A 24057-nucleotide genomic window follows, 5' to 3' on the forward strand; every position below is an offset into this window, starting at 1 on the left:
TCTTGTTCGTCGAGTCTGACAGACCGTCGGGAGCCTCGGTGGGTGTTCGGTCCACTTGTGTCCGGCGAGGTCACATGATGATCGCCGTTGCCCCGTCGATGTCCACGACGTCCACTTCCTCGCCCGCCTCGTAGGCGCGTGCGGTGTCGAGCGCCCGGGCCGACCAGATCTCCCCCGCGAGCTTGATGCGGCCGCCTTCGGATCCGTCCACCCGTTCCACCACGACGGCCTGTCTGCCTTTCAGGGCGTCGACTCCCGTGGCCAGTTGGGGCCGTTGGGAGCGGTGCCGGGCGGCGACGGGCCGGACCACGGCGATCAGGGCGACCGAGACGATGACGAAGACCAGGACCTGGACGACGAGGTCCGCGCCGAAGCCGGAGGCGACGGCGGCGGCGACCGCGCCGACGGCGAGCATCCCGAATTCCGGCATCGCGGTCACGACGAGCGGGATTCCGAGCGCTGCCGCGGCGACGAGCCACCACACCCATGCGTCGATGTCGTTCACACGGTCATGGTAGGTCCGGGTGACCTGCCGGGGACAGGGCGCACGGGGGGTGGGTCAGGACAGCGGGAGTCCCTGCGCCGTCCAGCGGTCGCCGACCTGCTCGACGACGAGCGGGAGTCCGAAGCAGAGGGAGAGGTTGCGGGAGGTCAGTTCGAGCTCCAGCGGGCCCGCGGCCAGGACCTTGCCCTGACGGATCATCAGGACGTGGGTGAAGCCCGGGGCGATCTCCTCGACGTGGTGGGTCACCATGATCATCGAGGGGGCGATCGGGTCGCGGGCGAGGCGGCCGAGGCGGCGGACGAGGTCCTCACGGCCGCCGAGGTCCAGGCCGGCGGCCGGCTCGTCCAGGAGCAGCAGCTCGGGGTCGGTCATCAGGGCACGGGCGATCAGGGTGCGCTTGCGCTCGCCCTCGGAGAGGGTGCCGAACTTCCGGTCCAGGTACTCGGTCATGCCGAGGCGGTCGAGGAAGGCGCGGGCGCGCTGCTCGTCGATGTCCTCGTACTCCTCCTGCCAGCCGGCGGTCATGCCGTAGGCGGCGGTGAGCACGGTCTGCAGGACGGTCTGGCGCTTGGGGAGCTTGTCGGCCATCGCGATGCCGGCCATGCCGATGCGCGGGCGCAGCTCGAAGACGTCGGTGCCGGGCCTGCCGAGGGTCTCGCCGAGGACGGTGGCGGTGCCCTTGCTGGGGTAGAGGTAGCTGGAGGCGACGTTGAGGAGGGTGGTCTTGCCGGCGCCGTTGGGGCCGAGGATGACCCAGCGCTCACCCTCCTTCACCGACCAGGAGACCTGGTCCACCAGAGCCCGGCCCTCGCGGACCACGGATACGTCCTGAAGCTCCAGAACATCGCTCATGAGCGCGTTGTCTCCCCTTGCAGTGTGGCCGGTTCCGGCTGTCGCGTACGCCTGTGGCTCGGGTCGCCGCGCCGGTGGGCGCAGGCCCTCCAGGAAATCTACGCCACCGGTCGCCGTCACCGTTCCATCGGTCCGGTCCTTAGGGTGGGGGGATGCTCACGGAACCACGTGCAGGGCGCCTTGCCGCCTGGGGAAATGCCCTTATTGCCGGAATGGTCTCGCCGGACGACGCCGCGGTCGCCATCGTGGGGGACGACGCGGTGCACCGGGTGGAGGGGCTGCCGGGTGAGGCGGGGCCCGTCGGTCTCACGCTGGCGCTCGGGCGCTTGCGGGCCCTCGGGGCGAGGGGGCTGCGGGTGGCGCTGCCCGCGCCGGGGCATCCGCTGGGGCTGAGCGGGCCGCCGGAGTTCAACGCCCGGGCGCTGGAGGCCGAGGAGGCGGTGATCTGTCACGGGGCGGCGCTGGGGCTGGTGCCGGAGGTGTACGAGGCCGGGCCCGAGGGCGACGTCCACGTCGAGGTGGTCTGGCACTGTCTGGCGGTGCGGGAGGCGCCGCCGGCGGACGTGCCGTCGCTCGGGGAGGCCGAGCGGGAGCTGGCGGAGGCGTTGCGGGACGCGACGGAGGTGCTGACGCGGCTGGACGTCGCCGGGTCGGGTCCGGTGGCGGAGGCGGCGCTCGCGGCGTACCGGGCGCGGGCCGAGCGGGGGCGGGAGGTGCTGGCTCCGGGGTATCCGTCGCGGGCGGTGCGGGTGCTGGAGATGGCTCAGCGGGTGGGGATGCTGATCTCGCTGGCGTACGAGAACGGGCACGGGGGTGCGGTGAGCGCCGCCGAGATGGCGGCTCGGGGGGAGGCGCTGCGGCCGGTGGAGCGGACGGCTCGGCGGGCGCAGGTGGCCGCGTACAACTCCGTCGTGGAGGAGCGGGAGCGCGGGGTGCGGTGACGTCCTCCGGTGGTGCCGGTGGTCTTGCCGGCGTGCGGTGAGCATCTCGGGAGAGGTGCCCGGCGTCGCGGTCGGCCGGGGGGTGCGCGGCCCGGCGTCACGGGTGTGCCGCTGCGCCCACCTGTGCCGCCCAGCGGCACGACTGCCCGCGGCTAAGGGGAGGGGACAGGAAACGCGACCGGCCTCCCGGGTGGGGCCGGGAGGCCGGGGGTCCGTGTGGCGGGGGACCTGGGTCAGTGGTTGACGCCGAGGTTGCCGAAGGCCGGGTTCAGGACGCCGATGACGTTGACGCTGTTGCCGACGGCGTTCACCGGGATGTGGACCGGGGCCTGGACGACGTTGCCGGAGGCGACGCCCGGGGAGCCGATGGCCTCGCCGTGGGCGGCGGAGCCGTCGGTGGCGGAGGCCATGCCCGCGCCGGCGGCGATCAGCCCGCCGGCCACCATCGTCACGGCCGCTGCCTTCTTCAGGTTCTTCACTTACAAGCCCTCCTTGCGATCTCCGCGGCAGTCGCCGCGGCACGTACTGGAGAACGGCCGGGCGCCGAAGAGGATGCGCCATATGGGGGACATTCCCACGACGGTATGAATCTCGCACCGGAGGGGAACCCTCCGAGTTGCCGCCGCGTGAGGGATCAGCCGGTGACCCCGTGGCGTACGGCCCACAGCGCGGCCTGGGTGCGGTCCGCGAGGTCGAGTTTCATCAGGATGTTCGAGACGTGGGTCTTCACGGTCTTCTCGGAGAGGACGAGGGCGCGCGCGATCTCGCGGTTGGAGCGGCCGTCCGCTATCAGGCCCAGCACTTCGCGCTCCCGCTCCGTGAGGGAGCCCGCCCTGCCCTGGCCGGGGGTGCTCTCCTCCTGGGACAGCAGGGCGCCGGCGACCTCGGGCTGGAGCAGGATGTGGCCGGCGTGGACGGAGCGGATGGCGCCCGCCAGCGCGTCGGGGTCGACGTCCTTGTAGACGTACCCGGCGGCTCCCGCGCGCAGGGCCGGGACCACGGTGCGCTGCTCGGTGAAGCTGGTCACGATCAGCACACGCGCCCGGTTGTCCAGCTCGCGGAGTCTGCGCAGCGCGTCCACGCCGTCCATGCCCGGCATCTTGACGTCCATGAGGATCACGTCGGGCCTCAGTTCCTCGGCGCGGTCGACTCCCTCGGCGCCGTCCGCGGCCTCCCCCACCACCTCGATATCGTCCTGTACCTCCAGGAAGGTGCGCAGACCCCGGCGGACCACCTGGTGGTCGTCGACCAGCAGCACCTTGATCGCGTCAGCCACCGGGAACCTCCATCTCGATCGTCGTGCCCTTCCCGGGCGCGGACCGCACGGTGAGCCTGCCGCCGACGCCGTTGGCCCGGTCCCGCATCGAGACCAGGCCCAGATGGCGTCCCGCGCGGCGCACGGTGCGCGGGTCGAAGCCGCCGCCGTCGTCGGTGACCCGGAGCACCGCCCCGGTGCCGCGCCGGCTCAGTGCCACGTCGACGTGTTTCGCCCCGGAGTGGCGCAGGGCGTTGTGCAGGGCCTCCTGGGCGACGCGCAGCATCGCCTCCTCCTGCGCGGCGGGCAGTGCCTTGACGCCGTGCCCGGCGAAGGTCACGCGCGCGCTGTGGGCGCGGTCGAGGACCTGGATCTGGGTGCGGAGGGTGGCGAGGAGGCCGTCCTCGTCCAGGGCGGCGGGGCGCAGCTCGACGACGGCGGCGCGCAGTTCGTCGGCGGCCTCGGCGGCGAGCGCGGCGACCTGCTGCAGCTCCCCCTTGGCGCGGGCGGGGTCGCGGTCGACGAGGGCGGCGGCGGCCTGGGCGGTCAGGCGCAGGGAGAAGAGCTTCTGGCTGACCGCGTCGTGCAGCTCGTGGGCGAGCCGGGAGCGCTCCTCGGCGATGGTCAGCTCACGGCTGCGTTCGTAGAGGCGGGCGTTGGTGAGGGCGATGGCGGCGTGCTGGGCGAGGATGCCCAGCAGTTCCTCGTCGTCCGTGGTGAAGCCGCAGCCGCCCTCGGGCTTCGGGCAGTTCTTGTTGGCGAGGAAGAGGGCGCCCATGACCTCGTCGCCGTCGCGGATCGGCAGGCCCAGGAAGTCGGCCAGATCGGGGTGGGCGGAGGGCCAGCCCTCGAAGCGGGGGTCCTTGCGGACGTCGGCGAGGCGCTGGGGGGCGGCCTCGTCGAGCATCGCGGCGAGGATGCCGTGCCTGCGGGGCAGGGGGCCGATGGCCTTCCACTGCTCGTCGCTGACGCCGTCGACCACGAACTGGGCGAAGCCGCCGTGGTCGTCGGGGACGCCGAGGGCGGCGTACTGCGCGTCGAGCAGCTCGCGGGCCGAGGCGACGATCGTCTTGAGGACGTCGCGCACCTCGAGGGGCCTGCTCATGGCCAGCAGCGCGGAACTCACCGCGCCGAGGCCGGACCGGGGGCCGTGACTCATGTCCTCACGGTACCGGCGGGGTGCGACGGCGGGATCGGCCTGTGGACGCCGCCGCCTAGGGCGGTGGGCCTAGGTCCGAGGTCCCGTCGGCCGGTCCTAGGGCGAAGGGCCCCGCACGGTTGCGGCCCGTGCCCGAGGCGGCCCGGCCGGCCCGGTTCCTACGTTGAGGACCACGCCGGCCCGATCAGGGGCGCGCAGGACGAGGGGACGGGTGTCATGCCGGTTGCGATCATCACGGGTGCGTCGAAGGGGCTGGGCCGGGCGCTGGCCGAGGCCCTGGCGGCGCGGGGCTGGGATCTGGTGCTGGACGCCAGGACGCCGGGTCCGCTGGAGGAGGCGGCGGCGGCGCTGGAGGCGTACGGCACCCGCGTGCGGGCGCTGCCCGGTGACGTCACGGACGCCGGGCACCGGGCCGCGCTGGTCGCGCAGGCCCGGCGGCTGGGCGGGGTGGACCTGCTGGTCGGCAACGCCAGCGCGCTGGGGGCCGAGCCGCTGGTGCGGCTGGCGGAGCTGCCGCTGGACGGGCTGCGGCGCGCGCTGGAGGTGAACGTGGTGGCGGCGCTGGGTCTCGTCCAGGAGGCGCTCGCGCTGCTGCGGGCCGCCCCGGCGGGCGCGGTGCTGGCCATCAGCTCGGACGCGGCGGCGGAGGCGTACGAGACCTGGGGCGGCTACGGGGCGTCCAAGGCGGCCCTGGACCAGCTGATGGCGGTGCTGGGGGCGGAGGAGCCGGGGCTGAGGGTCTGGGCGGTCGATCCGGGGGACATGGCCACCGACCTGTACGCGGCGGCCGTACCGGACGACGACGACCCCCGGCCCGATCCGGCGAGTGTCGTACCGGCACTGCTGCGGCTGCTGGACGAGCGGCCGGCCGGGGGCCGCTACGGGGCGCCGGCGCTGCTGGAGGGTCGGCGATGACCCTGGCGGTGCGTGTTCCGGAGGAGCTGTCGGCGCGGGTGCCGGCCGAGCAGCGGGGGCCGGGCCGGGAGCGGGACGACGTACGGCTGCTGGTGTCGCGGGGCACCGAGGTGTCGCACCACGGGTTCCGGGAGCTGCCGGGGCTGCTGCGGGCCGGGGACCTGCTGGTCGTCAACACGTCGGCGACGCTGGCCGCCGCCGTGGACGGGCGGGTGGGGCACGCGAGCGTGGTGGTGCACTTCTCCACGCGCGGGGACGACGGCCGGTGGGCGGTGGAGCTGCGGGAGCCGGACGGGCGCGGCACCACGCGCGCGCGTGCGGACAGTGGGGAGGGCCTTCGGGTGCGGCTGCCGGGCGGCGGGGGGCTGGTGCTGGAGGAGCCGCTGAGCCCGGGCGCCGCGCGGTTGTGGTGGGCGCGGGTGTCCGGGGTCCGGGTGCCGGCGCTGCTGCGGGAGTACGGACGGCCGATCCGCTACTCCTACACGGAGCGGGACCAGCCGCTGTCGGCGTACCAGACGGTCTTCGCGCTGCCGTCCGGCGACGGGACGGGCAGCGCGGAGATGCCGAGCGCGGCGCGGCCCTTCACCGCTCGGCTGGTGGCGGAGCTGGTGAGCCGTGGGGTGCGGTTCGCGCCGGTGCGGCTGGACACGGGGGTGGCGTCGGCGGAGTCGCACGAGCCGCCGTACCCGGAGCGGTTCTCGGTGCCCGAGGCGTCGGCCAGGCTGATCAACGCGGCCCGGGCGGGTGAGGGGCGGGTGCTGGCGGTGGGGACGACCGCCGTGCGGGCGGTGGAGTCGGCGGCCGGTTCCGGCGGGGTGGTCAGGGCGCGGGCCGGGTGGACCGATCTGGTGGTCACCCCGGAGCGGGGGGTGCGGGTGGTGGACGGGCTGCTGACGGGGCTGCACGAGCCGGAGGCCTCGCACCTGCTGATGCTGGAGGCGGTGGCGGGGAGGGCGGCGATCGACCGCGGGTACGAGGCGGCGGTGCGCGGGCGCTACCTGTGGCACGAGTTCGGCGACGTCCATCTCCTGCTGCCGCGGGAAGGTGGCGCCCGGCCGTGACGGGACGACTACCGGCCCCTCACCCACCGCATTGCTTCAGCAACCAACAGTGAGAAGAGCGGGGGGTGCGTGTGAGCCCGCGCATAGGGCCCACGTCACGTACGAAGGGGAGTAGGAGAACGACTCGTCCGTTTTGAGCGGGGCAGATGGTCCAATCTGTCCCGTTCCTCCCCTCCCTGATCCACTACCCCGGATCGTACGTCACACCTTTGCCTCCGAATTTTGCGGCCGCTAAGAATTGCTCTCGTCGCTCAACGCCGTGGGTCGTTTCCCCGCGGCGTTCGTGCCGGAAGCATCAACGGTCCCCACCGGACGAGAGCGACCTCCGCGCTATTCGAAGAGGTCTATCCCGCCATGCCCAAGAACATCTTCACCCGTGATCGCAGTCTTCCCCTGAACCGCACGCACAAGATCGCGATCGCCGGTGTCGGCGCGCTCGGCGCCGCCGCCGTCGCGTTCACCGCGGTCCCGGCCAGCGGTCAGACGACGACCACGAGCGAGGCCGCTCCGACGGCCAAGGTGGCGTACAGCACCCAGCAGATCCAGGACGTGCAGGCCGGCGTCACCGGCCAGCTCGCGAGCGCCAGCCAGAAGGTCGCCGCGATCGAGGCGAAGCAGGAGGCGGCCGCCAAGAAGGAGACCGCCGCCAAGAAGGCCGCGGCGAAGAAGGCCGCCGCCAAGCGTGAGGCGAAGCAGTCCACCAGCCGCTCCGCCGCGCGCACCGAGGTCAAGAAGTCCTACCCGAACAACCTCGACGGCTGGATCCGCGAGGCCCGGGCCATCATGAAGAAGCACGGCATCCCCGGCTCCTACGAGGGCATCCACCGCAACATCATGCGGGAGTCCTCCGGCAACCCGATGGCCATCAACGACTGGGACATCAACGCCATCAACGGCATCCCGTCGAAGGGCCTGCTGCAGGTCATCCCGCCGACGTTCGAGGCCTACCACGTGGCCGGCACGTCGAAGAACATCTACGACCCGGTCGCCAACATCGTCGCCGCGTGCAACTACGCCGCGGACAAGTACGGCACCATGGACAACGTCGACAGCGCGTACTGAGGTCGGCGCGGACCTCTTCACGACGTCGCCGACGCCGCACCGTACGCCGAAGGGCGGCACCCTCCTGACGGGGTGCCGCCCTTCGGGGCGTTCACGGGGCCCGCGGGCCCCTCGGGTCACTTCCGCATGACCTCGGGCTCGTGGCGGCGCAGGAAGCGCGCCACGAAGAAGCCGCAGATCACACCGAGGGCGATCAGCGCGGCCATGTCCATGCCCCAGGCGCCGACGGTGTGCTCCCACAGCGGATCGGCCTCGGCGCCCTCCTCGGGCGGGCTGATCTTGTTGAAGTCCAGCGTGGCACCGGCCGCGGCCACCGCCCAGCGCGAGGGCATCAGGTACGAGAACTGGTTGACGCCGACCGCGCCGTTCAGGGCGAAGAGGCAGCCGGTGAAGACGACCTGGATGATCGCGAACATGACCAGCAGCGGCATGGTCTTCTCGGCGGTCTTCACCAGCGAGGAGATGATCAGGCCGAACATCATCGAGGTGAAGCCGAGCGCCATGATCGGCAGCGACAGCTCGACGAGGGTGAGGCCGCCGAGGACGAGGCCCTCCTCGGGGATCTCGCGGGTGGCGAAGCCGATGACGCCGACCATCAGGCCCTGGAGCACGGTGATCACACCGAGCACGAAGACCTTGGACATCAGGTACGCCGACCGGGACAGGCCGGTCGCCCGCTCCCGCTCGTAGATCACCCGTTCCTTGATCAGCTCGCGGACCGAGTTCGCGGCGCCGGCGAAGCAGGCGCCGACCGCGAGGATCAGCAGGACCGTGGTCGCGGTGCCGTTCGGGATGATGCGGCCGGCCGCGTTGGGCGGGTTGGGCAGCAGTCCCTTGTCGGCGTCGATGAGCAGGCTCACCGCGCCGAGCACCGCCGGGAGGATCACCATCAGGGCGAGGAAGCCCTTGTCGGAGACGATCACCGAGACGTAGCGCCGCACCAGCGTGACGAACTGCGACATCCAGCCCTGCGGCTTCGGCGGCTTCATCGCCTGCATCGCCGGGACCTGTACGGCCTGCGGGGCGACGGCGTCGATGTCCGCGGCGTACATCTGGTAATGCTGCGAGCCCTTCCAGCGGCCCGCCCAGTCGTAGTCGCGGTAGTTCTCGAAGGCGGAGAAGACGTCGGCCCAGGTGTCGTAGCCGAAGAAGTTCAGCGCCTCCTCGGGCGGACCGAAGTACGCCACCGAGCCGCCCGGCGCCATCACCAGCAGCTTGTCGCAGATCGCCAGCTCGGCCACCGAGTGGGTGACGACGAGGACGGTGCGGCCGTCGTCGGCGAGGCCGCGCAGCAGCTGCATGACGTCGCGGTCCATGCCCGGGTCGAGGCCGGAGGTCGGCTCGTCCAGGAAGATCAGCGACGGCTTGGTCAGCAGCTCCAGGGCGACGGAGACGCGCTTGCGCTGGCCGCCGGAGAGGGACGTGACCTTCTTGTCCTTGTGGATGTCCAGCTTCAGCTCGCGCAGCACCTCGTCGATGCGGGCGTCGCGCTCGGCGCCGGTGGTGTCGGCGGGGAAGCGGAGCTTGGCCGCGTACTTGAGGGCCTTCTTGACGGTCAGCTCCTTGTGCAGGATGTCGTCCTGCGGGACCAGACCGATGCGCTGGCGCAGCTCGGCGAACTGCTTGTACAGGTTCCGGTTGTCGTAGAGGACCTCGCCCTGGTCGGCGGGCCGGTAGCCGGTGAGCGCCTTGAGCAGGGTGGACTTGCCGGAACCGGAGGGGCCGATGACCGCGATCAGCGACTTCTCGGGCACTCCGAAGGAGACGTCCTTGAGGATCTGCTTGCCGCCGTCGACCGTGACGGTCAGGTGGCGGGCGGAGAAGGACACCTCACCGGTGTCGACGAACTCCTCGAGCCGGTCGCCGACGATCCGGAACGTCGAGTGGCCGACGCCCACGATGTCGGTCGGGCCGAGCAGCTGGGAGCCGCCCTTGGCGATCGGCAGACCGTTGACGTACGTGCCGTTGTGCGAGCCGAGGTCGCGGATCTCCATGCGCCCGTCGGGCGTCGAGTGGAACTCCGCGTGGTTGCGGCTGACCTGGAGGTCGGAGACGACCAGGTCGTTCTCCAGGGCACGGCCGATGCGCATCACGCGGCCGAGCGAGAACTGGTGGAACGTGGTGGGGCTGCGGTCGCCGTACGCCGGCGGCGCCCCCGCCGCGCCACCGGGACCCTGCTGCTGGGGGAAGTGCGGCGCGGCCTGGTGCGGTGCGGCCTGGTGCTGGTGCTGCCAGCCCGCCTGCTGCTGTCCGTGCTGCGGAACCTGCTGCGGCGGGGCCTGCTGCTTCTGCGGCTCCTGGACCGGCGCCTGCTGGGCCCAGCCGGCGCCGGCGCCCTGGGCGGCGTACGGCTGCTGCTGGGGCTGCCCCTGCGGCGTGGCGGCCGGGGCCTGCGCGCCGGTCAGGCTGACGCGCGGTCCGTCGGTGGCGTTGCCGAGGTTCAGTACCGTGCCGGCGCCGAGCTCCATGTGCTGGACGCGCTGCCCGTGCACGAAGGTGCCGTTGGTGCTGCCGTGGTCCTCGACGACCCAACTGCGGCCGTCGAAGCGGATGGTGGCGTGACGCCAGGACACCCTGGCGTCGTCGAAGACAAGTTCCCCCTGCGGATCACGTCCGAGCGCGTAGGACCGGGACGGATCGAGCGTCCAGGTCTGTCCATTGGATTCCAGTACGAGTTCCGGCACTCCAAGCCCCACTGAGTTGTCCCCCGATGTACCCCCGTAGCGGGGAGTCTAGGGATGTCGAACATCGGGGGGAACTATTTCAGGCTCGGCCCCCTGACCGAAAGTCGGGCCTTGTGAAACTTGCGCGGGCGGCCATCGACCGGTCCCGTCGACGGGGTTGAAACCTGCTCGGACAGTGGTATTCCAGGCGAGGGGGACATGCGCGGCAACCGGGCCGCGCTGCGGATCGGGGGGTCTGCCATGAGCGCGTCCACGAGCACAGGGGCGGGCGGGTCCGGCACCGGGGTGCCGTGGGGTGACGTACTGATGTCCGCGATCGCCTCCGTGAGCTGGGCGTTGATCGGGATGGCGGGCACGGCGGCGCTCGGTCTACGCCTGCTGGGCGCGGACGCGGCCGGGTCGCTGGGTCCGATGACCGCGGCGGTGGTGGCGCTCGGTGCGGGCGGTTCGGTCTCGCCGGCCGGTGACGTGTCCGCTTTCGGGCTGGACGGTGCGCGGACGCACACGGCCATCGAGATCACGCCACTGGGTGTGGGGCTGGTCGGGGCGCTGTTCCTGTCCTTCTTCTTCCTGCGGTCCCTGCGGGCGGCCGGTGCGGTGGTCACGCCCGCGGAACTGCTGGCGCGCGCGGGCGCGGTGGCCGGCCTGTACGTGGCGATGCTGGGCGGGCTCGCCTGGGTCGGTCACGACGTCATCACGATCGACGGCGACTCGCTCGGGCTGGACGACCTGCCCGGGGCCGGGGGTGTCGAGATCCCCGGGCTCGGCGACGTGGGGGACATCGGGGACGTCGGCGGGCTGCTGCCCGACCGGATCGGTGACCTGATCGAGGCGGAGGCGGCGGTCGGCTTCACCGTCGACACGGTGCCGACGCTGCTGGGCGGGCTGGTCCACGTCACCGCGGTCCTCCTGATCGCGCTGCTGGCCTCGCGCCGCACTCCCCTGCCGCGCGGGTGCGAGGCGGTGCACCGGGTGGTGCGGCCGGCCGTGTCCGCCCTCGTCACGGTGGCGCTGACGGCGGTCGCCGCGGGGTGGGCCGCGGCCGGCTACGCGGCCATCGGTGACGATCACCCCCGGCGCATCCTCGGCGCCGCCCTGCTGGGAGCACCCAACGGTGTCTGGCTCGGCGTCCCGCTCGGCCTGTTCGTGCCGTGGGAGGGGCGGGCCACCGGCGAGCTGGTCCGGGTGCTCCCCGATCCGCTGGACGAGCTGCTGGGCACCGGCACGTGGGAGCCGGTCACCCTCGCGCGGCTGGCGGAGCTGGACGGGCGGGTGTGGCTGCTGGGGGTGGCGGCGGCGCTGCTGATGCTGTCCGCCGGAGTGCTGACGGCGGCCCGGACGCCGGTGGCACCCGGTGAGGAGCGGTCCTGGACGTTCGCCGGGCGGTGTGCCGTGCGGCTGGGTCTGGCGACGGCGGTGGCGCTGCCGGTGTCGGCCTGGCTGACGGAGGTGTCCGTGGACGCCTCCCTGTCCGTGCTGGGCGTCGACGCGTTCGGCGCGGGTCTCGACCTGCGCGGACCGCTCGCCACGGCCCTGTTACCGGGTGCGCTGTGGGGCGCGGCGGCGGGTGCCGTCGGGGCCCTGCTGACGCGGGTGAGCGGGGCGGCGGGGGCACGGGCCACGGGGCTGGCACGGAGTGCCGCCGGGGTGATGGGGGGCGGGGGCGTGGGGGCTGGGGGCGTGGAGGCCGGGACGGTCGGCGGTGGGGCTGGTGGTGGCGGTGGTGGTGGAGTGGGGTGGGGCGGTCCGGGCCGGGGCTGGACTGGTCCGGAGGGTGCGGGTCCGAGGGGTGCCGGTCCCAGGGGTGCGGGTCCCAGGGGTGCCGGTCCCAGGGGTACGGGGCGGGACGACGCGGCAGGCGGGTACGGCGCGGGCGACGGCCTCGCCGGTGGAGGGCGCGGCGGTGTCGCCGGGAGCGGCGGGGGCGGCGAGGACCTGTCCGGTGCCCCCACCGTCGCCGGGCCGCTGGGGCCTCCGCCGGGTACGCCGCGGCGGCCGCCCCGCCCCGCCCCGGGGAGCGGCCGGGCAGGCCGCCGTCCCGCTGGGGCGAGGTACCGCCACCGCCTCCTCCCCCACCGCCGGCGCCACCGAGGGACCCGAGGAATCCGAGGAATCCGAGGGACCCGAGGAATCCGAGAGACCCGAGGGACGGCGAGCGCTAGGCGGCGGCCACCGCGATCACCCCGTACGTCCCGGGGTGACACGCTCGCCGCCGCGGAACTGTCCCGGCCCCCTCACGGTGCCCTCGGCGCCCGCGCCCACCGCCGCCGTGGAAGGCGGCCGTCGCCGTGTCCGTCAGGCGGACCTCGGGGGCGGGAGGCACCGGGTGCCGGATACGGTGGGAGCACCATGAGCGCTTCGCAGACCTCTGACGTTCCCACGCTTCTCGTCAAGATCTTCGGCAAGGACCGGCCGGGTATCACGGCCGGCCTGTTCGACACCCTCGCCGCCTACTCCGTCGACGTGGTCGACATCGAGCAGGTCGTCACCCGCGGCCGCATCGTGCTGTGCGCGCTCGTGACCGAGCCGCCCCGGGGGCTGGAGGGCGATCTCCGGGCGACCGTGCACAGCTGGGCGGAGTCCCTGAAGCTGCAGGCGGAGATCATCTCCGGCATCGGTGACAACCGGCCGCGCGGCCTCGGCCGCTCCCTGGTCACCGTGCTGGGCCACCCGCTCACCGCCGAGGCGACGGCCGCCATAGCGGCCCGGATCACCGAGACCGGCAGCAACATCGACCGGATCTTCCGGCTCGCCAAGTACCCCGTCACCGCCGTCGAGTTCGCGGTCTCCGGCGTGGAGACGGAGCCGCTGCGCACCGCGCTGGCCACCCAGGCCGCGGCGCTGGGTGTGGACGTCGCGGTCGTCTCGGCGGGCCTGCACCGGCGGGCTCAGCGGCTGGTCGTGATGGACGTGGACTCCACGCTGATCCAGGACGAGGTCATCGAGCTGTTCGCCGCCCACGCCGGCTGCGAGGACAAGGTCGCCGAGGTCACGGCGGCCGCGATGCGCGGGGAGCTGGACTTCGAGCAGTCGCTGCACGCGCGGGTGGCGCTGCTGGCGGGGCTGGACGCGTCCGTGGTGGAGAAGGTGCGCGGCGAGGTGCGCCTGACGCCGGGCGCCCGGACCCTGATCCGCACGCTGAAGCGGCTCGGCTACCAGGTGGGCGTCGTCTCCGGTGGCTTCACCCAGGTCACCGACGATCTGCGGGAGAAGCTGGGGCTGGACTTCGCGCAGGCCAACACCCTGGAGATCGTCGACGGCAAGCTGACCGGGCGGGTCACCGGGGAGATCGTGGACCGGGCGGGCAAGGCCCGGCTGCTGCGCCGGTTCGCCGCCGAGGCGGGCGTACCGCTGTCGCAGACCGTGGCGATCGGTGACGGGGCCAACGACCTGGACATGCTGAACGCGGCCGGGCTCGGCGTCGCCTTCAACGCCAAGCCGGTGGTCCGCGAGGCGGCGCACACCGCGGTGAACGTGCCGTTCCTGGACACCGTCCTCTATCTGCTGGGCATCACCCGCGAGGAGGTCGAGGCCGCCGACACGCTGGACGAGGGCCTCGAGGAGAGCCTGGGCGGGTCGACCGGCCGGGTCTGACCGCGCCGCCCGCCGGGCCGGGCCGACGGGGGGCCGACAGGGGGCCGACAGGCGGAGCGACGGACGGGCCGGCAGGCGGACCGCGAAGGCCGCGACGACGGCCGTGAACGCCACTCCGCCGGGGCCCGCCCACCAGCGGGATGCTCAGTCGGTCGGCGCCCAGTAGTCGACCAGGGAGGCCACGCCCGGCTCCACGTCCTTCCAGGAACCGGTGAAGGTCAGCACGGCGAAGGCGGCGGTCGGGAAGCCGCGGCGGCCCATCCGCTCGCGGACGTCCTCGTCGGCCGAGCCGGCCAGGATCTCGGCGAGTCCTTCCATGCCCGGGTTGTGGCCGATCACCAGGACGTTGCGCAGGTCGTCGGGGGTCTCGTTGAGGACGGCGATCAGCTCGCCGGGCGAGGCCTCGTAGATCCGCTCCTCGTAGACGGTTTTCGGCCGCTGCGGGAACTCCGCGACGGCGAGCTTCCAGGTCTCGCGGGTCCGGGTGGAGGTGGAGCACAGGGCCTGGTCGAAGGGGACTCCGGTGTCCGCCAGCCGGCGTCCGGCCTCTGCGGCGTCCTTCCGGCCCCGCTCGGCGAGCGGCCGCTCGTGGTCGGTCACCTGTGGCCAGTCGGCTTTCGCATGCCGGAAGAGGACGATCCTGCGGGATTCTGCGACGCTCATGTCATCCAGCTTCGCATGAAACAGGCCACGGGGCGCAGGGAGTTGACATGCGGATTCACCGCGGTCGGCGTACGTCGGGGCGCGGCCCGGCCTCAGCGCGCGGTCAGCTGCCGCAGCCACTCCAGGAGGGGGGCGAGTGCGGGTTCGTCCGCGGCGGCGTGGGCCTCGGCGGGGTTGAGGATCAGCAGGAGCAGGGTCACGAAGGCGAGGACGGGCAGCGCGAGGGCCCACCAGGGCAGGCGGATGTCCACGCCGCCCCGGGTCGCCTGGGGAGGCCGGGTGTGGGTAGGGGCCGACATGAGTGCCTCCGCTGGTCTTCGGGCGTCCCTGGTCCGTGCTCCGCGGCCCGCGTGACGCGGGCACACCTCGAAACTACGGGCTCCACGGGCGCCAACCCATCCGGAGATCCACCCACTTGACCCTGACCCTCACCCCCTAGGGGACGGGGGGTTAACCCCACCCCCGGCCGGGCGGCAGGGAGCCGCGGGCGGCCCCGGCCGCCGTCACGGCGAGGCGATCGTCGCCACGATGCCGATGATCACGAAGATCGCGAGGAAGGAGCCGAAGACGATCAGCATCTTCTTCTGGCCGTGCTGCGGGTTCGGGTCGAGGACTGGCATGGGGCAAGTCTCGCATCCGTCGTCCCCGCCCCGGACGGCGGTCCCGGTCAGCGGGCCGCCTCGTCCTCCACCGTGCGGTCGCGCCCCGCCAGGACGCCCACCACGATCTGCGGCACCATGAGGGCGCTCATCAGCGCGATCGGCAGGCCCCAGCCCCCGCTGTGCTGGTAGAGCACGCCCACCAGCAGCGGCCCCGGGATGGAGATCAGGTAGCCGGTGCTCTGCGCGAAGGCGGACAGCTGGGCGACGCCCGCGCCGGTCCTGGCCCGCATGCCGACCATGGTCAGCGCGAGCGGGAAGGCGCAGTTGGAGACGCCGAGGAGCAGGGCCCAGAGCCAGGCGCCGCCGGCCGGCGCGAAGTACAGGCCCGCGTACCCGGCCAGTCCGCACACGCCCAGGACGAGCACGATCGGCCCCTGATGGGGCAGGCGGGTGGCCACGCGGGGGATGACGAAGGCGAGCGGCACACCCATGACCATGATCACGGCGAGCAGCAGTCCGGCGGTGCCGGCGGACACGCCCGCGTCCCGGAAGATCTGGGCCATCCAGCCCATCGTGATGTACGCGGCGGTGGCCTGGAGGCCGAAGAAGACCGCGAGCGCCCAGGCCGTACGGCTGCGGGTGATGCGCAGCGGGGGCTGCTCGGCCGGAGCGTCCGCGCGCGGGGCGCCGGCCCCCGCGGACTCCGTGGCTCCGGCGGACCCGGTGTGCGCGGGAGACCCGGCGGACGCCGACGCCTTGCGGGCCCGTACGAACGGAATCCACGACAGGGCGGCGGCAGCGCCCAGCACGGCCCACACCGCGAGACCGGGCTGCCAGTGCCCACCCAGCGCGTCCGTCATCGGCACGGTCGCCGCGGCGGCGATCGAGGTGCCGAAGGCGAGAGCCATCGAGTAGAGGCCGGTCATGGAGCCGACCCGGTCGGGGAAGAAGCGCTTGACGATGACCGGCATCAGGACGTTGCTGAGCGCGATGCCCATCAGGGCGAGGGCGGTGGCGGCCAGGAAGCCCGCGGTGCCGCCCGCGTACGGGCGTATCAGCAGGCCGGCGGTGATGGCGACCATGCCGCCGAAGACCACCGCGCCGGGGCCGAAGCGGCGGGCCAGGCGCGGGGCGGCGACCCCGAAGACGGCGAAGCAGAGCGGGGGCACGGAGGTGAGCAGTCCGGCCACGCTGCCGCTCATGCCGAGTCCGTCGCGGACCTCTTCCAGGAGCGCGCCCAGGCTCGTGATGGCGGGGCGCAGATTGACCGCGGCCAGCACGATGCCGAGGACGAGCAGGCGGATCCTCCACGGGGTCCACGCACGCGTGCCGGTGGCCTCGGGCGCCGGCCCGGGTACCCGGGCGTCCCGCGCCGCCGGTTCACCGGGGGTCGTGGAGCGCGTGGTCCGTGTCGGCGTCTCGGCCCGCCCTTCCGTCCGCGTTCCCGTCCGGGTTTCGTCACTAGCCATGGGGCCCATCATAGAATCATGGGATGATTGATTGTCCACTCGCTCGTCGATCCGCGCCCGAAGGTGAGCCATGCCTCTGAGTCATCCCCGTCGCTCGGCGCTGTCCGAGCAGGTCATCGCGGCACTGCGGCAGCAGATCGCCTCGGGCGAGTGGCCGGTCGGTTCGCGTATCCCGACCGAGCCCGAGCTGGTCGACCAGCTCGGGGTGGCGCGGAACACGGTCCGCGAGGCGGTCCGCGCCCTGGCCCACAACGGCCTGCTGGACATCCGCCAGGGCTCCGGGACGTACGTCGTGGCGACCAGCGAGCTGGCCGGCGTGATGCAGCGCCGCTTCGCCGAGGCCGACCCCGTGCACATCGCCGAGCTGCGCTCCACGCTGGAGTCGGCCGCCGCGCGGCTGGCCGCGGAGCGGCGCACGGAGAAGGACCTCAGGCAGCTCGACGCGCTCCTCGCCCGCCGCGAGGAGGCGTGGCGGTCGGGCGACCCGGAGGCGTACGTGACGGCGGACTCGACCTTCCACCTCGCCGTCGTGGCGGCCTCGCACAACGACGTGATGACCGCGATGTACGCGGACCTGGGCGAGGTGATGCGGGACTGGCTGCGCGTGGACGTCGGCGGCGAGCTGACGCCGGAGACGCGCATGGACCACACCCGGCTGGTCGACGCGATCCGCGAGGGGGACGCCGAGACCGCCCACGCGGAGGCCGCGGGCTACCCGTTCCAGTGCCGCGCGGGGCGGCTCAGCTCTCCCGCGCGTGGCTGACCCAGGCCGCCCGGACCTCCTTCCAGCACCGGCCGTCGAGGCGGACGGTCTGCGCGGGGCCGGCCACCACCGGGAAGGTGTCGCCGTCCAGGTCCCACCAGCGAGCGCACTCGACGTGCAGGCGCACATGGTCGGGCTCCGGGTACGGGTTGTGGCAGTAGGCGGTCACGTCGGACGCCTCCACGCGGACCCGGCACGCGGCGCCGGAGGACTCGGCGGGGACGGTCGCGTGGGCCGCCGCTTCGGCCGGGAGGATCAGCACGCAGGCGACGGCGAGAGCGGCGCAGACCGGACGGTGGAGTGGACGCACAAGGGACCTCCTCGGCCGGCTGGGGAGGGGAAGCGCGTGGTGAACTCGTACTCCAGCCTGCGGCGTTGCCGGTCCGGACGCCCGGCCGGTTGAGCCGAACGGGTGACCCGCGACGGTGACACGCCGAGGGCCCGCACCCTGGTGGATGCGGGCCCCGGTCCGGACGTCCGTCAGGCGCCGATGGCGTGCAGACCGCCGTCCACGTGGACGATCTCGCCGGTGGTCTTCGGGAACCAGTCGCTGAGCAGCGCGACGATGCCGCGGCCGGCCGGCTCCGGGTCCTTCAGGTCCCACTCCAGCGGGGACCGGCTGTCCCACACCGAGGCCAGCTCCCCGAAGCCCGGGATGGACTTGGCGGCCATGGAGCCGATCGGGCCCGCCGAGACCAGGTTGCAGCGGATGTTCTGCTTGCCCAGGTCACGGGCCATGTAGCGGCTGGTGGCCTCCAGCGCGGCCTTGGCCGGGCCCATCCAGTCGTACTGCGGCCAGGCGTACTGCGCGTCGAAGGTGAGGCCGACGACGGAGCCGCCGTTCTGCATCAGCGGCAGGCAGGCCATGGTCAGCGACTTCAGGGAGTACGCCGAGACGTGCATGGCGGTGGCGACCGACTCGAACGGCGTGTTCAGGAAGTTGCCGCCGAGCGCGTCCTGCGGGGCGAAGCCGATGGAGTGGACGACGCCGTCGAGGCCGCCCAGCTCCTCGCCGACGACGTCGGCCAGGCGTCCGAGGTGCTCGTCGTTGGTGACGTCCAGCTCGATGACCTTGGTGGGCTTGGGCAGCTTCTTGGCGATGCGCTCGGTCAGCGTGGGCCGCGGGAACGCGGTCAGGATGATCTCGGCACCCTGCTCCTGGGCCAGCTTGGCGGCGTGGAAGGCGATGGAGGACTCCATCAGCACACCGGTGATCAGGACGCGCTTGCCCTCGAGAATTCCGCTCATGGTGATCAGTGACCCATTCCCAGTCCGCCGTCAACGGGAATGACGGCTCCAGTGATGTACGAGGCGTCGTCCGAGGTGAGGAACCGCACCGTCGCGGCGATCTCCTCCGGCCGCGCGTACCGCGCCAGCGGCACCTGCGCGAGGATCTTCGTCTGCTGCTCCTCGGTGAGCTCCCGGGTCATGTCGGTGTCGACGAAACCGGGCGCGACGACGTTGAAGGTGATGTTGCGCGACCCCAGCTCACGGGCGAGGGAGCGCGCGAAGCCGACCAGGGCGGCCTTGGAGGCGGCGTAGTTCGCCTGCCCCGCGGAGCCGAGGAGCCCGACCACCGACGAGATGAGCACGACGCGGCCCTTCTTGGCCCGCAGCATGCCGCGGTTGGCGCGCTTGACGACGCGGAAGGTGCCGGTGAGGTTGGTGTCGACGACGGAGGTGAAGTCCTCCTCCGTCATCCGCATCAGGAGCTGGTCCTTGGTGACGCCGGCGTTGGCGACGAGGACCTCGACGGGACCGTGGGTCTCCTCGATCTCCTTGTAGGCCTGCTCCACCTGCTCACTGTCGGTGATGTCGCACTTGACGGCCAGGAAGCCGGCGGGCGGCTCACCCGAGCGGTACGTGATCGCGACCTTGTCGCCGGCGTCGGCGAATGCGCGGGCGATGGCGAGGCCGATGCCCCGGTTTCCTCCGGTGACGAGAACCGAGCGGCTCAACGGATCACCCTTTCCATAGCGTTCTGGCACACCCGCCCGGACCCGTGGAGAGCAGGCGGCTTCCTCGAAAACCTATCGGTCGGCGACCGGCCGGGGACATTCGGGCACCCACAGTGGCTTACGGGAGTGACTGTCGGGTCCCTACAGAACCGTGCGCGCACCGGTCGGAAACCTCTGGTCCGGGGGCGGGATGGACGACATGATCGGAGCGACCACGGACACACCGGCCCGGTGCGCCCCGACCTCGTCCAGTCGACAGAAAGAGACGCAGGTGCCTCATAGCATCGACGAAGCCTTCACCGCACTCCCCCTGCGCGCCCTCGCCGACGCCGCCCTGGCCCGGGCGCGGGCGCTCGGCGCGGACCACGCCGACTTCCGGCTGGAGCGGGTGCGCAACGCCTCCTGGCGCCTGAGGGACGCCAAGCCCGCCGGCTCCTCGGACACCACCGACCTCGGGTACGCGGTGCGCGTGGTGCACGGCGGGACCTGGGGGTTCGCGTCGGGGGTCGACCTGACCATGGACGCCGCGGCCAAGGTGGCGTCCCAGGCGGTGGCGATGGCGAAGCTGTCCGCGCAGGTGATCAAGGCGGCCGGGTCGGAGGAGAGGGTGGAGCTGGCCGACGAGCCCGTGCACGCCGACCGGACCTGGATCTCGGCGTACGAGATCGACCCCTTCACCGTGCCGGACACGGAGAAGTCGGCCCTGCTGGCCGACTGGAGCGCGCGGCTGCTGGCCGCCGACGGGGTCGACCACGTGGACGCCTCGCTGCTCACCGTGCACGAGAACAAGTTCTACGCCGACACCGCCGGGACCGTGACCACCCAGCAGCGGGTGCGGCTGCACCCGGTGCTGACCGCCGTCTCGGTGGACGACTCCAGCGGCGAGTTCGACTCCATGCGCACCCTGGCGCCGCCCGCCGGACGCGGCTGGGAGTACCTGACCGGCACCGGCTGGGACTGGGACGCCGAGCTGGCCGAGATCCCGGAGCTGCTGGCCGAGAAGATGCGGGCGCCCAGTGTCGAGGCCGGGCTGTACGACCTGGTCGTGGACCCCTCCAACCTGTGGCTGACCATCCACGAGTCCATCGGGCACGCCACCGAGCTGGACCGCGCCCTCGGCTACGAGGCCGCCTACGCCGGCACCTCCTTCGCCACCTTCGACCAGCTCGGCAAGTTGCGCTACGGCTCGGAGCTGATGAACGTCACGGGTGACCGCACCGCCGAGCACGGGCTGGCGACCATCGGGTACGACGACGAGGGCGTGGCGGGCCAGTCCTGGGACCTGGTGAAGGACGGGACGCTGGTGGGTTACCAGCTGGACCGGCGGATCGCCCGGCTCACCGGGTTCGAGCGTTCCAACGGGTGCGCCTACGCGGACTCCCCCGCCCATGTGCCGGTGCAGCGCATGGCCAACGTGTCGCTGCGGCCCGATCCCGGCGGGCTGTCCACGGAGGACCTGATCGGGGGCGTGGAGCGCGGGATCTACGTCGTCGGGGACCGGTCCTGGTCGATCGACATGCAGCGGTACAACTTCCAGTTCACCGGTCAGCGGTTCTTCCGGATCGAGAACGGGCGGCTCGCCGGTCAGCTGCGGGACGTGGCCTACCAGGCGACGACCACCGACTTCTGGGGGTCCATGGCGGCCGTCGGGGGCCCGCAGACGTACGTCCTGGGCGGCGCCTTCAACTGCGGCAAGGCGCAGCCCGGGCAGGTGGCGGCCGTGTCGCACGGCTGCCCGTCCGCCCTCTTCAAGGGAGTCAACATTCTGAACACCACGCAGGAGGCGGGTCGATGAGCGCGCGCACGAGCAGGCCGCACGAGATCGTCGAGCGGGCGCTGGAGCTGTCCCGGGCCGACGGCTGCGTCGTGATCGCCGACGAGGAGTCCACCGCCAACCTGCGCTGGGCGGGCAACGCGCTCACCACGAACGGGGTCACGCGCGGGCGCACGCTGACGGTGGTCGCCACCGTCGACGGGCGGGAGGGCACCGCGTCCGGCGTCGTCTCGCGCTCGGCCGTGACCAGGGACGAGCTGGAGCCCCTGGTGCGCGCCGCCGAGGCCGCCGCACGCGGCGCGGGGCCGGCCGAGGACGCGCAGCCCCTGGTCACGGACGTGCCCGCGTCGCCCGACTTCACCGACGCGCCCGCCGAGACGTCGTCGGCCGTGTTCGCCGACTTCGCGCCGGCCCTCGGGGAGGCGTTCGCCCGGGCGCGGGCGGGCGGGCGGGAGCTGTACGGCTTCGCCAACCACGAGCTGACCTCCACGTACGTGGGCACGTCCACGGGGCTGCGGCTGCGGCACGACCAGCCCAACGGGACGCTGGAGCTGAACGCCAAGTCGCCGGACCGCAGCCGGTCTGCGTGGGCGGGGCGGGCGACGCGGGACTTCAAGGACGTCGATCCGGCCGCGCTCGACGCGGAGCTCGCGGTGCGGCTCGGCTGGGCCGAGCGGCGGGTGGAGCTGCCCGCCGGGCGGTACGAGACGCTGCTGCCGCCGACCGCCGTCGCGGACCTGCTGATCTACCAGTTCTGGTCGGCCTCGGGCCGGGACGCGGCCGAGGGGCGCACGGTCTTCTCGAAGCCGGGCGGCGGTACGCGGCTGGGCGAGCGGCTGGGCGAGCTGCCGCTGACGCTGCGCAGCGATCCGCACGAGCCGGGACTCGAGTGCGCGCCCTTCGTGGTGGCGCACTCCTCGGGCGGCGACCAGTCGGTGTTCGACAACGGGCTGCCGGTGGCGGCGACGGACTGGGTCCGCGCGGGTGAGCTGCACCGGCTGACCACCACCCGGCACAGCGCCGCGCTGACCGGCCTGCCGGTGGCACCGGCCGTCGGGAACCTGGTCCTGGACGGCGGCGACCCGCACCGGTCCCTGGAGGACATGGTCGCCGGCACCTCGCGCGGACTGCTGCTGACCTGCCTCTGGTACATCCGCGAGGTCGACCCGGCGACGCTGCTGCTCACAGGACTGACCCGGGACGGCGTCTACCTCGTGGAGGACGGCGAGGTGGTCGGCGAGGTGAACAACTTCCGGTTCAACGAGTCGCCGGTGAGCCTGCTGGGCCGGGCCACCGAGGCCGGGCGGACGGAAAAGACGCTGCCCAGGGAGTGGGGCGACTGGTTCACTAGGGCTGCGATGCCCGCCCTGAGGGTGCCGGACTTCAATATGAGCTCCGTCAGTCAGGGCGTATAACCTCGTAGTCGGCTGCCGCCTGGCCGCCGGAGATCATGAGCATGTAGGAGACACGAGAACCGTGACGGACATCGTCGACGAGCTGAAGTGGCGTGGGCTGTTCGCCCAGTCCACCGATGAGGATGCTTTGCGCAAGGCGCTCGCGGACGGTCCCGTCACGTTCTATTGCGGTTTCGACCCGACCGCGCCGTCCCTGCACGTCGGGCACCTGGTGCAGGTGCTCACCGTGCGCCGGCTCCAGCAGGCCGGGCACCGGCCGCTGGCGCTGGTGGGCGGCGCGACGGGCCAGATCGGCGACCCGCGCCCGACCGCCGAGCGCACGCTGAACTCCCCGGAGACCGTCGCGGGCTGGGTCCAGCGGCTGCGGGGCCAGATCGAGCCGTTCCTGTCCTTCGAGGGCGAGAACGCGGCCGTGATGGTCAACAACCTCGACTGGACCGAGGGTCTGTCGGCCATCGAGTTCCTGCGGGACATCGGCAAGCACTTCCGGGTCAACAAGATGCTGACCAAGGACTCCGTCGCCCGGCGTCTGGAGTCCTCGGAGGGCATCAGCTACACGGAGTTCAGCTACCAGCTCCTCCAGGCGATGGACTTCCTTCAGCTCTACCGCCGCTACGGCTGCACGATGCAGCAGGGCGGCAGCGACCAGTGGGGCAACCTGACGGCCGGCCTCGACCTGCTGCACCGGCTGGAGCCGGACGCGTCCGTGCACGCCTACGCGACGCCGCTGATGACCAAGGCGGACGGCACCAAGTTCGGCAAGACCGAGGGCGGCGCCGTCTGGCTGGACCCGGAGATGACCACGCCGTACGCGTTCTACCAGTTCTGGCTGAACGTGGACGACCGGGACATCTCGCGCTACATGCGCATCCTGTCCTTCCGCTCCCGCGCGGAGCTGGAGGAGCTGGAGCGGCAGACCGAGGAGCGTCCGCAGGCGCGGGCCGCGCAGCGGGCGCTGGCCGAGGAGCTGACGACGCTGGTGCACGGCGCCGACCAGACGGCCGCCGTGATCGCCGCGTCCAAGGCCCTCTTCGGCCAGGGCGACCTGGCGGAGCTGGACGAGCGGACGCTGGCCGCCGCCCTGTCCGAGCTGCCGCACGTGCGGGTCGCCGAGCCGGCGCCGGTCGTGGACCTCCTCGCGGAGGTCGGCCTGGTCGCCAGCAAGTCCGCCGCCCGGCGCACGGTGAAGGAGGGCGGCGCCTACGTGAACAACGCCAAGGTCGCCGCCGAGGACGCCGTCCCCGCCCGGGAGGACCTGCTGCACGGGCGCTGGCTGGTGCTGCGCCGCGGCAAGAAGAACCTGGCCGCGGTCGAGGTCACCGGGGGCTGAGCACACGCGGCGGGGGCGGCCTCCGAGTGCCGGAGGCCGCCCCCGTGCGCGCGGG

Annotated in this window: 22 protein-coding genes and 1 pseudogene; 10 read left to right on the plus strand and 13 right to left on the minus strand. The window is 72.8% G+C overall.

What is annotated here, in order from left to right; genetic code table 11:
• Positions 1-70 precede the first annotated feature (70 nt).
• Positions 71-505: an NfeD family protein gene (locus ACFZP7_RS08510; protein WP_019329388.1), complete on the minus strand. Its 435-nt coding sequence runs from the start codon at positions 503-505 to the stop codon at positions 71-73.
• 54 nt (positions 506-559) lie between these two features.
• Positions 560-1357, minus strand: coding sequence for an ABC transporter ATP-binding protein (locus ACFZP7_RS08515; RefSeq protein WP_029394204.1), 798 nt, complete (start codon positions 1355-1357; stop codon positions 560-562).
• A 152-nt stretch (positions 1358-1509) separates the two neighbouring features.
• On the opposite strand from ACFZP7_RS08515, the gene ACFZP7_RS08520 reads away from it, so the two are divergent.
• Positions 1510-2298, plus strand: a complete 789-nt coding sequence (locus tag ACFZP7_RS08520; protein ID WP_030969528.1) for a hypothetical protein — start codon at positions 1510-1512, stop codon at positions 2296-2298.
• A gap of 233 nt (positions 2299-2531) precedes the next feature.
• Here the strand turns inward: ACFZP7_RS08520 and chpE are convergent, their stop codons facing one another.
• The 3 genes from chpE to ACFZP7_RS08535 all read right to left on the minus strand — a co-directional run bounded on the left by chpE (position 2532) and on the right by ACFZP7_RS08535 (position 4712).
• The gene (chpE, locus tag ACFZP7_RS08525) at positions 2532-2777 is read right to left on the minus strand and encodes a chaplin ChpE (RefSeq protein WP_019329385.1); all 246 of its coding nucleotides are present in this window, start codon (positions 2775-2777) and stop codon (positions 2532-2534) included.
• Between the two features lie 155 nt (positions 2778-2932).
• A complete protein-coding gene (locus ACFZP7_RS08530; RefSeq protein ID WP_175461506.1) occupies positions 2933-3574 on the minus strand; it encodes a response regulator transcription factor in 642 nt (213 codons plus the stop codon).
• Positions 3567-4712: a GAF domain-containing sensor histidine kinase gene (locus ACFZP7_RS08535; protein WP_385634161.1), complete on the minus strand. Its 1146-nt coding sequence runs from the start codon at positions 4710-4712 to the stop codon at positions 3567-3569. Before ACFZP7_RS08535 ends, ACFZP7_RS08530 begins: the two co-directional genes overlap by 8 nt.
• 216 nt (positions 4713-4928) lie before the next feature.
• Here ACFZP7_RS08535 and ACFZP7_RS08540 point away from each other — a divergent pair, with 216 nt between their 5' ends.
• The 3 genes from ACFZP7_RS08540 to ACFZP7_RS08550 all read left to right on the plus strand — a co-directional run bounded on the left by ACFZP7_RS08540 (position 4929) and on the right by ACFZP7_RS08550 (position 7750).
• Positions 4929-5627 carry an SDR family NAD(P)-dependent oxidoreductase gene (locus ACFZP7_RS08540; RefSeq protein WP_385634162.1) on the plus strand — a complete coding sequence of 233 codons (699 nt, stop codon included), beginning with the start codon at positions 4929-4931 and terminating at the stop codon, positions 5625-5627.
• Positions 5624-6688 (plus strand): S-adenosylmethionine:tRNA ribosyltransferase-isomerase, encoded by a 1065-nt coding sequence (locus tag ACFZP7_RS08545; protein WP_031022686.1) that lies wholly within the window; start codon positions 5624-5626, stop codon positions 6686-6688. Before ACFZP7_RS08540 ends, ACFZP7_RS08545 begins: the two co-directional genes overlap by 4 nt.
• Positions 6689-7042: 354 nt before the next feature.
• On the plus strand, positions 7043-7750 hold the full coding sequence (locus ACFZP7_RS08550; protein WP_019329380.1) for a transglycosylase SLT domain-containing protein: 708 nt from the start codon (positions 7043-7045) through the stop codon (positions 7748-7750).
• A gap of 116 nt (positions 7751-7866) precedes the next feature.
• Here ACFZP7_RS08550 and ACFZP7_RS08555 read toward each other — a convergent pair whose 3' ends face one another.
• Positions 7867-10434, minus strand: coding sequence for an FHA domain-containing protein (locus tag ACFZP7_RS08555; RefSeq protein WP_385634163.1), 2568 nt, complete (start codon positions 10432-10434; stop codon positions 7867-7869).
• Between the two features lie 345 nt (positions 10435-10779).
• Between ACFZP7_RS08555 and ACFZP7_RS08560 the strand changes: the two are divergent.
• Together ACFZP7_RS08560 and serB are read left to right on the plus strand one after the other, a co-directional pair.
• Positions 10780-11967, plus strand: a pseudogene (locus ACFZP7_RS08560) (streptophobe family protein); the annotation flags it as partial.
• Positions 11968-12783: 816 nt separating this feature from the next.
• A complete protein-coding gene (serB, locus tag ACFZP7_RS08565; RefSeq protein WP_019329377.1) occupies positions 12784-14028 on the plus strand; it encodes a phosphoserine phosphatase SerB in 1245 nt (414 codons plus the stop codon).
• Positions 14029-14172: 144 nt separating this feature from the next.
• Here serB and ACFZP7_RS08570 read toward each other — a convergent pair whose 3' ends face one another.
• The 4 genes from ACFZP7_RS08570 to ACFZP7_RS08585 all read right to left on the minus strand — a co-directional run bounded on the left by ACFZP7_RS08570 (position 14173) and on the right by ACFZP7_RS08585 (position 16774).
• Positions 14173-14691 carry a histidine phosphatase family protein gene (locus tag ACFZP7_RS08570; protein WP_029394202.1) on the minus strand — a complete coding sequence of 173 codons (519 nt, stop codon included), beginning with the start codon at positions 14689-14691 and terminating at the stop codon, positions 14173-14175.
• Between the two features lie 92 nt (positions 14692-14783).
• Positions 14784-14990 carry a hypothetical protein gene (locus tag ACFZP7_RS08575; RefSeq protein ID WP_019329375.1) on the minus strand — a complete coding sequence of 69 codons (207 nt, stop codon included), beginning with the start codon at positions 14988-14990 and terminating at the stop codon, positions 14784-14786.
• 204 nt (positions 14991-15194) lie between these two features.
• Entirely contained in the window at positions 15195-15311 is a 117-nt protein-coding gene (locus ACFZP7_RS08580; protein ID WP_019329374.1) for an SGM_5486 family transporter-associated protein, read from the minus strand.
• Positions 15312-15358: 47 nt separating this feature from the next.
• Positions 15359-16774, minus strand: coding sequence for a CynX/NimT family MFS transporter (locus ACFZP7_RS08585; RefSeq protein WP_385634164.1), 1416 nt, complete (start codon positions 16772-16774; stop codon positions 15359-15361).
• A 58-nt stretch (positions 16775-16832) separates the two neighbouring features.
• On the opposite strand from ACFZP7_RS08585, the gene ACFZP7_RS08590 reads away from it, so the two are divergent.
• The gene (locus ACFZP7_RS08590; RefSeq protein WP_019329372.1) at positions 16833-17525 is read left to right on the plus strand and encodes a FadR/GntR family transcriptional regulator; all 693 of its coding nucleotides are present in this window, start codon (positions 16833-16835) and stop codon (positions 17523-17525) included.
• Here the strand turns inward: ACFZP7_RS08590 and ACFZP7_RS08595 are convergent.
• From ACFZP7_RS08595 to fabG, 3 genes are all read right to left on the minus strand, one after another.
• A complete protein-coding gene (locus ACFZP7_RS08595) occupies positions 17503-17835 on the minus strand; it encodes a hypothetical protein (protein ID WP_385634165.1) in 333 nt (110 codons plus the stop codon). The two genes, ACFZP7_RS08590 and ACFZP7_RS08595, sit on opposite strands and share 23 nt — an antisense overlap.
• A 170-nt stretch (positions 17836-18005) precedes the next feature.
• Positions 18006-18773 (minus strand): enoyl-ACP reductase FabI, encoded by a 768-nt coding sequence (fabI, locus tag ACFZP7_RS08600; protein WP_019329370.1) that lies wholly within the window; start codon positions 18771-18773, stop codon positions 18006-18008.
• Positions 18774-18778: 5 nt separating this feature from the next.
• A complete protein-coding gene (gene fabG / locus ACFZP7_RS08605) occupies positions 18779-19483 on the minus strand; it encodes a 3-oxoacyl-[acyl-carrier-protein] reductase (protein WP_046251184.1) in 705 nt (234 codons plus the stop codon).
• Positions 19484-19754: 271 nt separating this feature from the next.
• Between fabG and ACFZP7_RS08610 the strand changes: the two genes are divergently transcribed.
• From ACFZP7_RS08610 to tyrS, 3 genes are all read left to right on the plus strand, one after another.
• Entirely contained in the window at positions 19755-21278 is a 1524-nt protein-coding gene (locus ACFZP7_RS08610; protein WP_062138601.1) for a TldD/PmbA family protein, read from the plus strand.
• Positions 21275-22672: a metallopeptidase TldD-related protein gene (locus ACFZP7_RS08615; RefSeq protein WP_127440402.1), complete on the plus strand. Its 1398-nt coding sequence runs from the start codon at positions 21275-21277 to the stop codon at positions 22670-22672. Before ACFZP7_RS08610 ends, ACFZP7_RS08615 begins: the two co-directional genes overlap by 4 nt.
• 61 nt (positions 22673-22733) lie before the next feature.
• On the plus strand, positions 22734-24002 hold the full coding sequence (gene tyrS / locus ACFZP7_RS08620; RefSeq protein WP_019329366.1) for a tyrosine--tRNA ligase: 1269 nt from the start codon (positions 22734-22736) through the stop codon (positions 24000-24002).
• Positions 24003-24057: the final 55 nt, after the last annotated feature.

It is taken from the genome of Streptomyces sp. SudanB5_2050 (assembly GCF_964272335.1).
Classification (GTDB): domain Bacteria; phylum Actinomycetota; class Actinomycetes; order Streptomycetales; family Streptomycetaceae; genus Streptomyces; species Streptomyces rochei.